The sequence below is a fragment of the Haloferax sp. S2CR25 genome (assembly GCF_031624535.1).
Taxonomy (GTDB): Archaea; Halobacteriota; Halobacteria; order Halobacteriales; family Haloferacaceae; genus Haloferax; species Haloferax massiliensis.
On the sequence record NZ_JAMQOO010000005.1, the window covers coordinates 242,023 to 254,291 of the forward strand.

Sequence of the window (12,269 nt, forward strand, 5' to 3'; positions counted from 1 at the left end):
GTACAATTTTTACAAATTCTACAATTTCTAAAAATTGTAGACTTTTAAACTCAATTCAGTTTATCTATGCCCCATTTCAGCGCCCCCCGTCCTCGATAGCCGCCGCACGAATTTTTACCATCTTCCCCCGCGACGGTGCGGGCATGGACGCGACGGCAATCGACCACGTGAACCTCCGCATCCCCGCCGACGGCCTCGACGCCGCGGTCGGGTTCTACCGCGACGCGCTCGGCTTCGACATCGAGAACCGCGAGTTGTTCGAATCGGGCGAAAAGCCCTTCTTCTCCGTCCGATTGACCCCGGTGAGCGTCATCCACCTCCGGCCGGCCGAGAACTTCGAACCGCCGACCGAGACCGCCTTCGACCACGTCGCCATCGAGTTCGCCCACGACATCGACGAACTCCGCGACCATCTCGACGCCGGCGGCGTCGAAATCGACCGCCAACTCGAACCGCTCGGGGCGACGGGCGTCGCGCCCGCGGTGTACGTCACCGACCCGTTCGGCTACACGCTGGAGCTGAAAGCCGCGCCCGACGACGGCTGAGCCTTACAGCACGTACTGCGCGACCGAGTCCATCACTTTTCGCTCCGCCCGGCGCAGGTGTTCCTCGGCGGTGCGCCGCGAGACGCCCATCTCGTCGGCGATGGTCGCGGTCTCGATACCGCGCGGGAGGTCGTAGTAGCCGCCGGCGCGGGCCAGTCGGAGCGCCTCGCGCTGGCGGCCGGTGAGTTCGGGCATCGCGTCGGCGGGTGCTAAAAGCGGGCCGCTCCCGCTGGCGAACGACACCGCGCGCTTGGACTCGACGCTCACGTCGAAGCCGCTGTCCACGAGGTCGCGGAAGCACGCCGTCAGGTCGTCGGCGGAGACGGCGAGCAGGCGACAGACCTTCGCGCCGTCGCGGTAGCGAAGCGGCGGCACGAGCAGTAGCCCGTGTTTCTGCACGTAGCCCTCGATGTGGTCTATCTCGTGGTCCCGGAGGCAGTCGGCGGTGACGACGACCAACTCGTCGCCGCGCTCGACCGACGCCGCCACGCCGACGGTGTCGCCGACGCGGTCGAGCACGTCGCTTCCGACCTCGCCGCTCACGTGGAGCATGTCGCAGTGCTCGTTGCACCACAGTTCGACGCTCGCGGCGTTGCCCGCCGTCGCCGCCGCGTAGGCGCTGTCGTCCCGGATTCGGAGGCTCGCCTCGTACATACTCGGACCGTGGGGCCAGCAGTACATATAAACACCACGCCGCACGGTGGGGGAATCGCTACCCGTCTCGCGCCCGATGTGTGAGGTATGCACGACCAGCAATCGTCGGCGCGCCGGGACCGCCTCGGCGACCCGAGCGACGAGTGGCGCGCGTATCAGGGCGCGCCCACCGGGACGGACATCGAGTGCAAGGGGTGGCGACAGGAGGCGGCGCTCCGGATGCTCAACAACAACCTCGACCCCGAGGTGGCCGAGCGCCCCGAGGACCTCGTCGTCTACGGCGGGACCGGTCGCGCCGCCCGCTCGTGGGACGCCTACGACGCCATCCTCGCCGAACTCCGCGACCTCGACGACGACGAGACGCTCCTCGTCCAGTCGGGCAAGCCGGTCGGGCGCTTTCCGACCCACGAACGCGCCCCGCGCGTCCTCATCGCCAACTCCAACCTCGTCGGCCGCTGGGACGACTGGGAGCACTTCCACGAACTGGAGGCCGAGGGGAAGATCATGTACGGCCAGATGACCGCCGGGTCGTGGGCGTACATCGGCACGCAGGGCATCATTCAGGGCACCTACGAGACGCTGGCCGAACTCGCCCGCCAGCACTACGACGCCGACCTGCGGGGCAAACTCGTCGTCACCGGCGGCCTCGGCGGGATGAGCGGCGCACAGCCCCTCGCGGTGACGATGAACCGCGGGGTCTGTATCGCCGCCGAGGTGCAGGCCGACCGCATCGAGCGCCGGGTCGAGACGGACTACCTGATGGAGTTCGCCGACTCGCTGGACGAGGCGCTCGAAAACGCGAAGGCGGCCATCGACGCGGGCGAACCCTACAGCGTGGGCGTCCAGATGAACGCCGCGGACATGCTCGAAGAACTGCTCGCGCGCGACGAGATTCCCGACGTGGTCACAGACCAGACCAGCGCCCACGACGAACTCGAAGGCTACTACCCGAGCGGCTACACCGCCGACGAGGCCGACCGACTCCGCGAGGACGACCCCGAGAAGTACGTCGAAGCGAGCCTCGACACGATGGAGCGCCACGTCCAGGCCATCCTCGACTTACAGGACGCGGGCGCAATCGCCTTCGAGTACGGCAACAACATCCGCGGGCAGGTCCAAGACCACCGCGGGATGACCACCGCCTTCGACTTCCCCGGCTTCGTCCCGGCGTACATCCGCCCGATGTTCTGCCGCGGGCGCGGGCCGTTCCGGTGGGCCGCGCTCTCCGGCGACTCCGCCGACATCCACCGCACCGACGAGGCGATTCGAGCGCTGTTCCCCGAAAACGAGTCGCTCATGCGCTGGATAGACCTCGCACAGGAGCAGGTGTCGTTCCAGGGGCTCCCCTCGCGCGTCTGCTGGCTCGGCTACGCCACCGACGACGAGGGACTCACGGAGCGCGCCCGGTTCGCGCTGAAGATCAACGACCTCGTCGCCTCGGGCGAGGTCTCCGCGCCGGTCGTCGTCACCCGCGACCACCTCGACGCCGGGTCGGTCGCCAGCCCGTACCGCGAGACCGAGGCGATGCGCGACGGCACCGACGCGGTCGCCGACTGGCCCATCCTGAACGCGCTTCTCAACACGGCCGCGGGCGCGGACATCGTGAGCGTCCACGACGGCGGCGGCGTCGGCATCGGCAACTCGCTGCACGCGAACAACCACGTCGTCCTCGACGGCTCCGACCTCGCGGCTGAGAAGGCCCGCGCCGTCTTCACGACCGACCCCGGCATGGGCGTCGTCCGCCACGCCGACGCCGGCTACGAGGACGCGCTGGACGAGGCGACCCGGTCGAACGTCCGAATCCCGATGCGGGACCACGACGCGGACGACGAACCCGCCGCCCGAGGTGACGAATGAGCCTCACCGACCCGCCCGCGTGGGAAGGGACCTCGTCGGACCCGAACGACGAGCAGTTCGGCCGCGTCGTCTCCCCGGCCGAAATCGAGGACGCGGGCGACTTCCGAGCCGTCCTCGTGGGCGAACCCTACGACGGGGCCGTCATCGGCCGGCGCGGTGCCCGCGAGGCCCCGGCCGCGATTCGGCGCGCCCTCGCCGGCGTCAAGACCCACCACTTCGACGAGGGGCCGGTCGCCGGCGTCGCCGACCTCGGCGACCTCCCGGTCGAGGCGTACAACGACGCGGACGACCCCGAGAACCACGTCGCCGACGTGCAGGCCGTCGTCGCCGACGAGGCCGCGGCCGTCTACGAGCGCGGCGCGCTCCCGGTCTTCCTCGGCGGCGACAACTCCCTGACGGTCGGGAACGTCACGCCGCTTCTCGCCGGCGACGACTCGGTCGGCGTCGTGAGCTTCGACGCCCACCTCGACTGCCGCGAACCCGCCGACGGCCCGACGAGCGGGACGCCCTACCGCCAACTGTTCGACGCCGGCCTCGACCGCCTCGCCGTGGTCGGCGCGCGCCACTTCGAGACCTCGACCGCCTACGCCGACTTCCTGCGCGACTCGGGCGGGACCATCCTCACCGCCGACGAGGTCGGCCGCGGCCCCGTCGAGACGGCCGACTTCGCCCTCGATGCGCTGGCCGCCTGCGACCGCGTCTTCGTCAGCCTCGACGTGGACGTGCTGGACCAGACGGCCGCGCCGGGCGCGAGCGCGCCGACCCCCGGCGGCGTCACCACCCGCGAACTGTTCTCCATGCTCCGCCGCGTCGCGGCCGACCCCCGCGTCGTCGGCTTCGAGGTCGTGGAGTGCGCGCCGCCGCTGGACGACGAGGACGGCCGAACCGTCGGCGCGGCCGCCCGCGCGGTCGCCCACTTCCTCGCGGGGGTGGTGTCCCGTGACTGACGCGGGTTCCGCGGCCGGCCTCACGGTCGTCCACGGCGCGGCCGAACTGGTCGTCGGCCCCGACGAGGGAACCGGCGTCGTCGTCCTCGAAGACGCCGCGTTCGCCGCGCTCGACGGCGAGGTCGTCGCCGTTGGACCCACGGCCGAAGTGCTCGCGGACTACCCCGTCGCGGACGCCGAGACGGCCATCGACGCGACCGGCAAGACGGTCTTGCCGGGCTTCGTCGACCCTCACACCCACGCGCTCTTTGCGGGCGACCGCTCCGACGAGTTCGTGGCGAAGCTCCGCGGCGCGACCTACGAGGAGATTCTCGCCGACGGCGGCGGCATCCTCCGCACCGTCGACGCGGTCCGCGAGGCCACAGACGACGAGTTGGTGGCGAACCTCACCGAGCACCTCGACGCGATGCTCGCCCACGGGACGACGACGGTCGAGGTGAAGACCGGCTACGGCCTCGACACCGAGACCGAACTACGGATGCTCTCGGCCGTCGACGCGGCCGGGTCGGACCACCCGGTGGACGTGATTCCGACGTTCATGGGCGCACACGCCGTCCCCCGCGGCGTGGACGCCGAGGAGTACGCCGAGTCGGTCGTCGCCGACCAACTCCCCGCGGTCGCCGAACAGGGCATCGCCGAGTTCTGCGACGTGTTCTGCGAGCGCGGCGTGTTCACCGCCGAGCAGTCCCGTCGGATTCTCGAAGCGGGCCGCGACCACGGCCTCGCGCCGAAGATTCACGCCGACGAGTTCGCCGCCATCGGCGGCACCGACGTCGCGGCCGCGGTCGGCGCGGCCAGCGCGGACCACCTGCTTCACACCGACGAGGCGGGCCGCGAGACGCTCGTCGACGCCGGCGTCACGCCGGTCATGCTTCCCGGCACGGCGTTCGGCCTCGGAGCCGACTACGCCGACGCCCGCGCCTTCCTCGACGCGGGCCACGAGGTCGCGCTCGCCACCGATTTCAACCCGAACTGCTTCTCCCGAAGCATGAGCTTCGTCGCTACTCTCGCCAGCGTCGGGATGCGAATGACGCCCCACGAGGCGATTCGGGGCGTCACGAGCGCCGCCGCGGGCGCGCTCGACCGCGACGACGGCACGGGCACGCTCCGCGCGGGAGCCCCTGCCGACGCCGTCGTGCTCGACGTGCCGACCGCGTCGCACCTCTCGTACCGGTTCGACACGAACCCCGTTTCGACCGTGCTGAAATCGGGGGTGGTCGCCCGTGAGTGACGCCGCGTCGCTCCCCGAGTCGGTCACGCTCGACGGCGCGTCGCTGGCGCCGGAAGACGTGGCGGCCGTCGCCCGCCACGACGCCCCGGTCGAGCTCGCCGCCGAGTCGCGCGAGCGGATGCGCGAGTCGCGCGAGCGCGTCGAGTCCGTCCTCGACTCCGGCGAACCGGTGTACGGCGTCAACACCGGCTTCGGACACCTCGTGGAGACCCACATCGACCGCGAGGACATCGAGCGCCTCCAGACCAACCTCGTCCGCAGTCACGCCGCCGGCGCGGGCCGCGAACTCGCCCGCGAGGAGGTCAGGTCGATGATGGTCAGCCGGGCCAACACGCTCGCCAAGGGCTTTTCGGGCATTCGGCCCTCGGTGGTCGACCTGCTCGTCTCGATGCTCAACGAGGGGGTTCAGCCGGTCGTCCGCTCCCGCGGGAGCCTCGGCGCGAGCGGCGACCTCGCGCCCCTCGCGCACATGGCGCTCGTCCTCATCGGCGAGGGCGAGGCCCGCGTCGACGGCGAGCGACTCCCGGGCGACGAAGCCCTGCGAGCGGTCGGCTTGGAACCGGTGACGCTCGCCTCCAAGGAGGGCCTCGCGCTCATCAACGGGACGCAACTGACGGTCGGCCTCGCCTCGCTGTTCGTCGTCGACGCCGAGCGAACCGTCGAGGCCGCCGACGCCGCCGGCGCGCTCGCGACCGAGGTCACGATGGGGACGACGGCGAACTGCGACCCCGCAATCCACGAGGTTCGCCCCCACCCCGGTCAGAAAGAGAGCGCGGCCGCGATTCGCCGCCTCACCGCCGGGTCGACCGTCCTCGAATCGCACAAGGACTGCGAGCGCGTGCAGGACGCCTACTCGATTCGCTGTCTCCCGCAGGTCCACGGCGCGGTCAGAGACGCCGTCTCGCACCTCCGCGAGGCCGTCGAGGTCGAACTCAACAGCGTCACCGACAACCCGCTCGTCTTCCCGGCCGGCGCGGTGGACGAGCGCGCGCCCGGCACCGACGCGGCCGCCGTCGTCTCCGCCGGCAACTTCCACGGCGAACCGCTGGCGCTCCGACTCGACTACGCCGCCGGCGCGCTGACAGAACTCGCGGCCATCTCCGAGCGCCGGACCGACCGGATGCTCAATCCCGACGTGCAGGAGTCGTACCTCCCGCCGTTCCTGACCGAACGCAGCGGCCTCCGCTCCGGGTACATGATTGCGCAGTACACCGCCGCGGCGCTCCTCAACGAGTGCCGGTCGCTCGGTCGCCCCTCCATCGACTCGACGCCCGTCAGCGGCGGGCAGGAAGACCACGTGAGCATGAGCGGCCAGAGCGCCCTCAACGCCCGCACGGTCGCCGAGAACGTCGCGACCATCGTCGGCGTCGAACTCCTCTGTGGGTCGCAGGCCGCGGAGTTCCTCGGCGACGGCCTCGAACTCGGCACCGGCACGGGAGCCGTCCGCGACGCGATTCGGTCCGTGGTTCCGCCGCTGGACGAGGACCGCCGCCTCGACGGCGAACTGGAGACCGCGGCCGACCTCGTCCGGTTCGGCGCGATTCGCGCGGCTATCGCGGACGCCGGGCTCTCCGACTGACCGCCGGGCGCGTCGCCGTCGACGCCGTTCGCGCCGCCGCCGACGAGGCCACGAGGTCGCCCCGACGAGATGTCCGCGGTCGCCGACTCAGAGATTGCCGTTGATGATGTCGGCGACGCGCTGTCGGTCGAATAGCTGTTCTTCTTCGGGAATATCGGGATACGGCCCCTCGCTGTACTGGGGCCACGCGCCGAACTGGTCCGGATAGAGCTGTTTGGCGGTCATCTCCAACTGGAACAGATTGAGTATCGGCCCCTGATAGCGGCCGGCCTGCGCGTAGACGCGGTCGTTCCGCACGGCCGAAATCTCGGCACCGACGGGGTCGTCGCGGAGGCCCGCGCGGATGTCGGGCATGCTCGTGTTCGGATGCATCCCGCCGAGCGTGAGAATCACGTCGGGGTCGGCTTCGAGGAGCGTCTCGAAGTCGACGGTCGAGCCGGACTCCACGTCGTCGCCGAACGCGCTGACCGGCTTCAGCGGGCGGGTGTGAGCGGTCAGGAACCCCGGCGTGCTCAGGTTGTACGCGTAGATGGACTCCAGGTCGCTCGGGCCGAGGAGCACGGCGGTCGGGCGGTCGGCCTCCGCGGGGAGGTCCGCCGAAATCGCCGCGAGCAGTTCCTCGCGGACCGCCGCGAGCGCCTCGTACTTCGCCTCCTCCTTGAGCACCTGCGCGACCTTGGCGAATATCTCCCAGAGGCCGTAGTACTCGTAGGCGTCGGCCCACTCGGTCGGCGGCGCTTGGTGGCGCGCGCTGAAACTGTTGCCGAACCACGGGCCGACGTTCTCCTCGATTTCGTCGAGGTCGGCCTGACTCCAACTGCCGAGCGCGGAGACGCTGGCGGGGTCGGCGAGGTGCACGTCGCTGTCGAGTTCGTAGAGCCGCTCTTTCGACGGCTCCCACGACGAGTACAGGCCGGTCCAGTCGAGTTCGACGCCGGGGAGTCGCGGCGTGAACTGGTTCCACAGCGCGTCGTAGTAGTCGGGGGCGTGCATCGAGTTGACGGCGTCGCCGTGGCCGAGCGCGAACGCCATCCCCGCGTGGTGGGTCAGCCGCGTGAAGATGCTCTCGGGGACGCCCTCGAACGTCACGTCGCCCATCGGTGCCATCGACACCGTGTACGAACTGCCGTCGGCCGTCGACTCCGCGGTCGACTCGCTCGTCGCCGTCGATTCGGCGGTCGCGGCGGTGTCCGCCGCGGCCGCGTCCGTCGCCGTCGCGTCCGACTCGGACGAACCGGTACAGCCGGCGAGCAGTCCGCCGGCGGCGACCGAACCGCCGTAGGTCAAGAACTTCCTGCGCGTTGGTCCGTCGCTGTCTGCCATCGTATTTTTAGGCCCGCCTAATACATATAGGCGTACCGATTTAGGCTCGCCAAAACTCCGAAACGGATTTATCCGTTTAGGGTTGCCTAAAACCATGGGCGAAGACTTCACCGACCGGGCGACACCCACGCGGCGCGCGTATCTCAAAAGTGGCGGCGCGCTGCTCGCCGGCGGCCTGCTGGCTGGCTGCGCCGGGGGGAACGACGCGAGCTCGCCGACGGACGCGACAGAGACGGCCGCGACGACGACCGCGACCGAAGCGGCTTCCGACGCGGAGACTGCGGCCGACGGCGACTCCGCCGGGTACGCGGTGTCGATGTCGCCGGCCGGCGACGTGACGTTCGAATCGGTCCCGGAGCGCGTGATGGTGTACAACCTCGTCTACGCCGACGCCGCGGTCGCCTTCGGCCACGGCGACGCGGTGAACTCCCTCGGCTTCGACAGCGACGCCGGCGGCCGGACGCTCGACGCCTACTACGAGCGCCTCGACGGCGTCTCGTTCGACCGGAGCGACCTCGCGCAACTCAACTCGGGGTCGGGGAGCGTCAACATCGACAAGGAGCTCGTCTACGAACTGGACTCCGACCTGCACCTCGTCGACCCGGCGCTCGTGGCCGGATTCGACGGCTGGGACCAGTCGGACGTCGAGGAGATTCGCGAGCGGGTCGGCCCGTGGTTCGGCAACGCTTACAGCCGCACGCACGCCCAGCCGCCCGAGCCGTACGCCGCCGACTACGAGTACTACACGCTCTGGGAAATCGTCGAGAAAGTCGGGCAGGTGTTTCAGGAGGAAGACCGCTTCGCGGCGCTCGAAGCGGTCCACGGCGACCTCCTCGGCACCATTCAGTCGGACCTCCCGCCCGAGTCGGAGCGGCCGACCGTCGGCGTCGTCATCTACATGGACGAGACGTTCTACCCGACGAAAATCGACGCACCCGGCTTCGCGACCTCGCACATCCGCCCGCTCGGGGTCACCGACGCCTTCGCGGCCGGCGACGTGACGTTCGAGACGTCCTACGACTTCGAGACGATGCTCGAAATCGACCCCGACGTACTGCTCCACAGCTACGGTATCGACTCGTACTACGACGTGGCGTCGATTCGCCAGCGCCTCGAAGACCACCCCGTCGGGAGCGAACTCAGCGCGGTCCGGAACGACCGCGTCTATCCCTCGGGGACGCCGGTGCAGGGGCCGATTATGAACCTGTTCCAGCTGGAGATGACGGCGAAACAGCTCTACCCCGACCGGTTCGGCGCGTGGCCGGCGTACACCGGTGGTGCGTATCCCGAGATTCCCGAGGACGAACAGCTGTTCGACCGCGACCGCGTCGCCGACATCGTCACCGGCGACTGAGGCGACCGGCGCTTCGGCGGCCCCCTTACCAGAGTTGGACCGCGGGCGTCCCGCAGTCGTCACAGACGATGGCGTCGTTGTCTTTGTAGCTCCCCGCCACGAGGTCGCCGTCGCAGTAGGTGCAGTCCTCTTCGTCGAACGAATCGAGCAGGTACGCAGATTCGGGCATATCTGACGATTTGGCTCCAGTGGTAAGAACATTTCTACGGTTCGATATATCGCCCGCCGTGACACTCCGGCGGGCGACCGGGTTCGCGGCGTCGACTCGTCGGCGACAGTCGTGACTCGCGGCACGAGACACGCAAAACGGGGGATTGGGGAATGGTGGTGGGTCCCCGGGGAAGCGGTGGTGATGGATTGTCCGGGCGCAGGAAGCTTCCCCGGCCGAGCGTGGGGACGCGTCGAGGGGAACGACGAGTCGGACTTAGTAGCCCAGTTGCTCGCGGATGAGGACGACGGTGGTGCGGCCCTCCTCGACTTCCTGCCGGAAGATGAGTTGCTTCGCAATCATGGACTCGACGCCGTAGGCCTCCTTCGCGCGCTCGTTTTCGAGCGGGTACGCGACGGATTCGAGGCGGTCGAGCGCGTCGTCGAGCGTCGGGACGATTTTGTTGATGCCGCTGACGATGACGACGTTGCTGGCGGCGAAGGGGTACGCGCCGATGCGACTGCCCGAGAGGTCCGCGGCGACGAGGTCGCCCGTCTGCGAGATGGCGTTGATGCCGCCGAGGAAGTAGTCGGCGGTCTGGGAGTCGCGGCGGGCGGCCTGTCGCTCCGCGTCGTCGTCGATGCTCCAAATCTGGTCCGGCAGACTCTCCCAGTCGTGGTCGCCCTCGCTGAGGTAGTCGTCGAACCCGATCTCTTCGAGGGTGGTCGAGTGGCCGTTCATCACGGAGACGCCGGCGGGGATGTGCGACCGCAGGGTTTCGAGCGCCTCGTCGGCCGTGTCGACGACGACGACGTCGAACCCGCTCGCTTCGAGGTTCTCGACGGTCACTTCGATGGCCTCGTCCTCGGGGAGTCGGTCGAGGTCGGCGTCGATGTCGGCGTCGTCTGCGTAGTCGGATTTCTGTTGAGACATGTGTGAGTGTGGTGGTGGAGTTCGGTGGGTGCTCCGACGAACGTGTGTAGCGCCTATTAGGTGTTAAACGCTCGCTGACGGCGGTGTCAGGTGGTTACGGGCGTGTTACCGGCCTCGTCGGAGACGGGTTTACGCGTCGCCGCGTTGGCGACTCCGCCACTCCAGTCCGAGCGCGTCACGGAGCGCCGCCACGTCGAGGTTGTCGGCGACGAGCGCGGCGGCGCGGTCGTAGGGGTCGCCCGACGCGCCGGCGTCCGCGTCGGCTCCGAGCGGGTCCGTCGCCGGCCGGTCGCGCCCGGCCGACTCGTACACGGCGTCCACGAACGCGTTCCGCGGCGAGTCGTTGGCGAACAGGTCGTGGATGTACGTCCCCGCGACCCGCCCGAGCGCCGCGCCGTCGCCCGAAACGGGGCTCGCGTCGCCGACGATGCGGCTGTCGCCCATGTGTATCTCGTAGCCGTCCACGGTCCCCGTCGCGCCGGCCAGCGGTCCCGCGCCGTCGAACTCGACGGCGACGGGTTCGACTCGCTTGTCGTGGGAGAACCGCGTGACCACCGGCAGGAGGCCGAGCCCGTCGACCGTCTCGTCGTCTCCCGAACCCTCGATATCGGCGTTCTCGATGGTCTCGCCGAGCAGTTGGTAGCCGCCGCAGATGCCGACGACCGGGCCGTCGAACGCGGCGAGTTCGTCGCCGAAGCCGGCGTCGCGGAGCGCGAGCAGGTCGTCGACCGTGTTCTTGCTTCCGGGGAGGACCACTCCGTCGATTCCGTCGAGCGTCGCGTCGAGCGGGAGGTAGGCGACCCGGACGCCCGGCGTCTCGGAAAGCGGGCCGAAGTCCGTCGCGTTCGAGATGCGCGGGAGTCGCGGCACGCCGATTGTGACCGCGTTCTCGGCCGCGACGCCGTCGTCGTCGCCGACGGTGGCGCGCTCGCCTTCCGCGGGGAGCGCGAGGCTGTCCTCCTCCGGGAGGCCGGGGTCGTCGTAGGGGAGGACGCCGAGGACGGGCACGCCGGTCCGCTCCTCGATTTCGTCGAGCCCCGGTTCGAGGAGGCTCGGGTCGCCGCGGAACTTCGTGATGACCGCGCCGACGACGCGGTCGCGCACGTCCTCGGGGAGGAGTTCGAGCGTCCCCAGCAGGCTGGCGAAGACGCCGCCGCGCTCGATGTCGGCCGCGAGGAGGATGTCGGCGTCGGCGAAGCGGGCGGTCTCGACGTTCGCCAAATCGCGGTCGTGGAGGTTTATCTCGGCGATGGAGCCGGCCCCCTCGGCGACGACCACGTCCGCCTCGCTCGCCAGCCGACGGTGTGATTCGACCGCCGCCTTGCGGGCGTCCTCCCAGTGGGTCGCGTAGTAGTCGCCGGCGGCGTTGAGCCCGACCGCCCGGCCGTGGACGACCAGTTGCGAGGTGCCGTCGCCGTGGGGCTTGAGCAGGACCGGGTTGTGGTCGGTCGTCGGCGCGACCCGCGCGGCGCGAGCCTGTACGTACTGCGAGACGCCGATTTCGCCGAAATCGTCGCCGGCGGCGGTCGCCACCGCGCGGGCGTTGTTGCTCATGTTCTGGGCCTTGAACGGCGCGACTGAGAGGCCGCGGTCGGCGAACAGGCGACAGAGCCCGGCCGCGACGGTGCTCTTGCCAACGTGGCTCGCGGTCCCCGCGACGAGGAGGGTCGGCGTCGTCATCTGCCGGGAGTCAGGGCC

Annotated in this window: 11 protein-coding genes; 6 read left to right on the forward strand and 5 right to left on the reverse strand. The window is 69.8% G+C overall.

Features of this window, described 5'->3' with window-relative positions; genetic code table 11:
• Positions 1-143: 143 nt before the first annotated feature.
• Complete coding sequence (locus NDI65_RS13965) at positions 144-545, forward strand: VOC family protein (RefSeq protein WP_310893759.1); 402 nt, start codon at positions 144-146, stop codon at positions 543-545.
• Positions 546-548: 3 nt separating this feature from the next.
• On the opposite strand, the gene NDI65_RS13970 is transcribed toward NDI65_RS13965, so the two are convergent.
• Positions 549-1,199, reverse strand: a complete 651-nt coding sequence (locus NDI65_RS13970) for a helix-turn-helix domain-containing protein (RefSeq protein WP_089781780.1) — start codon at positions 1,197-1,199, stop codon at positions 549-551.
• An 87-nt stretch (positions 1,200-1,286) separates the two neighbouring features.
• On the opposite strand from NDI65_RS13970, the gene hutU reads away from it, so the two are divergent.
• The 4 genes from hutU to hutH are packed head-to-tail and all read left to right on the forward strand — an operon-like array spanning position 1,287 to position 6,813.
• Positions 1,287-3,056 carry a urocanate hydratase gene (hutU, locus tag NDI65_RS13975; protein WP_089781778.1) on the forward strand — a complete coding sequence of 590 codons (1,770 nt, stop codon included), beginning with the start codon at positions 1,287-1,289 and terminating at the stop codon, positions 3,054-3,056.
• Positions 3,053-4,003 (forward strand): formimidoylglutamase, encoded by a 951-nt coding sequence (hutG, locus tag NDI65_RS13980; RefSeq protein WP_089781776.1) that lies wholly within the window; start codon positions 3,053-3,055, stop codon positions 4,001-4,003. The genes hutU and hutG overlap by 4 nt, the downstream gene beginning before the upstream one ends.
• Positions 3,996-5,234, forward strand: coding sequence for an imidazolonepropionase (gene hutI / locus NDI65_RS13985; protein ID WP_089781774.1), 1,239 nt, complete (start codon positions 3,996-3,998; stop codon positions 5,232-5,234). The genes hutG and hutI overlap by 8 nt, the downstream gene beginning before the upstream one ends.
• Complete coding sequence (hutH, locus tag NDI65_RS13990; protein WP_089781772.1) at positions 5,227-6,813, forward strand: histidine ammonia-lyase; 1,587 nt, start codon at positions 5,227-5,229, stop codon at positions 6,811-6,813. The genes hutI and hutH overlap by 8 nt, the downstream gene beginning before the upstream one ends.
• Before the next feature lie 87 nt (positions 6,814-6,900).
• Here hutH and NDI65_RS13995 read toward each other — a convergent pair whose 3' ends face one another.
• Entirely contained in the window at positions 6,901-8,136 is a 1,236-nt protein-coding gene (locus NDI65_RS13995) for an ABC transporter substrate-binding protein (protein ID WP_089781769.1), read from the reverse strand.
• Between the two features lie 94 nt (positions 8,137-8,230).
• Between NDI65_RS13995 and NDI65_RS14000 the strand changes: the two genes are divergently transcribed.
• Complete coding sequence (locus NDI65_RS14000; RefSeq protein WP_310893760.1) at positions 8,231-9,490, forward strand: ABC transporter substrate-binding protein; 1,260 nt, start codon at positions 8,231-8,233, stop codon at positions 9,488-9,490.
• A gap of 25 nt (positions 9,491-9,515) precedes the next feature.
• Here the strand turns inward: NDI65_RS14000 and NDI65_RS14005 are convergent, their stop codons facing one another.
• From NDI65_RS14005 to NDI65_RS14015, 3 genes are all read right to left on the reverse strand, one after another.
• Entirely contained in the window at positions 9,516-9,659 is a 144-nt protein-coding gene (locus NDI65_RS14005) for an HVO_A0556 family zinc finger protein (protein WP_188424546.1), read from the reverse strand.
• Between the two features lie 255 nt (positions 9,660-9,914).
• Entirely contained in the window at positions 9,915-10,571 is a 657-nt protein-coding gene (locus NDI65_RS14010) for a lactate utilization protein (protein WP_089781765.1), read from the reverse strand.
• Between the two features lie 129 nt (positions 10,572-10,700).
• Complete coding sequence (locus NDI65_RS14015; protein ID WP_089781763.1) at positions 10,701-12,251, reverse strand: cobyric acid synthase; 1,551 nt, start codon at positions 12,249-12,251, stop codon at positions 10,701-10,703.
• Positions 12,252-12,269: the final 18 nt, after the last annotated feature.

Coding starts and splice junctions, on each gene's coding strand:
- NDI65_RS13965 (WP_310893759.1), top strand. CDS start 144: ATGGACGCGACGGCAATCGACCACGTGAACCTCCGCATCCCCGCCGAC.
- NDI65_RS13970 (WP_089781780.1), bottom strand. CDS start 1,199: ATGTACGAGGCGAGCCTCCGAATCCGGGACGACAGCGCCTACGCGGCG.
- hutU (WP_089781778.1), top strand. CDS start 1,287: ATGCACGACCAGCAATCGTCGGCGCGCCGGGACCGCCTCGGCGACCCG.
- hutG (WP_089781776.1), top strand. CDS start 3,053: ATGAGCCTCACCGACCCGCCCGCGTGGGAAGGGACCTCGTCGGACCCG.
- NDI65_RS13995 (WP_089781769.1), bottom strand. CDS start 8,136: ATGGCAGACAGCGACGGACCAACGCGCAGGAAGTTCTTGACCTACGGC.
- NDI65_RS14000 (WP_310893760.1), top strand. CDS start 8,231: ATGGGCGAAGACTTCACCGACCGGGCGACACCCACGCGGCGCGCGTAT.
- NDI65_RS14005 (WP_188424546.1), bottom strand. CDS start 9,659: ATGCCCGAATCTGCGTACCTGCTCGATTCGTTCGACGAAGAGGACTGC.
- NDI65_RS14010 (WP_089781765.1), bottom strand. CDS start 10,571: ATGTCTCAACAGAAATCCGACTACGCAGACGACGCCGACATCGACGCC.
- NDI65_RS14015 (WP_089781763.1), bottom strand. CDS start 12,251: ATGACGACGCCGACCCTCCTCGTCGCGGGGACCGCGAGCCACGTTGGC.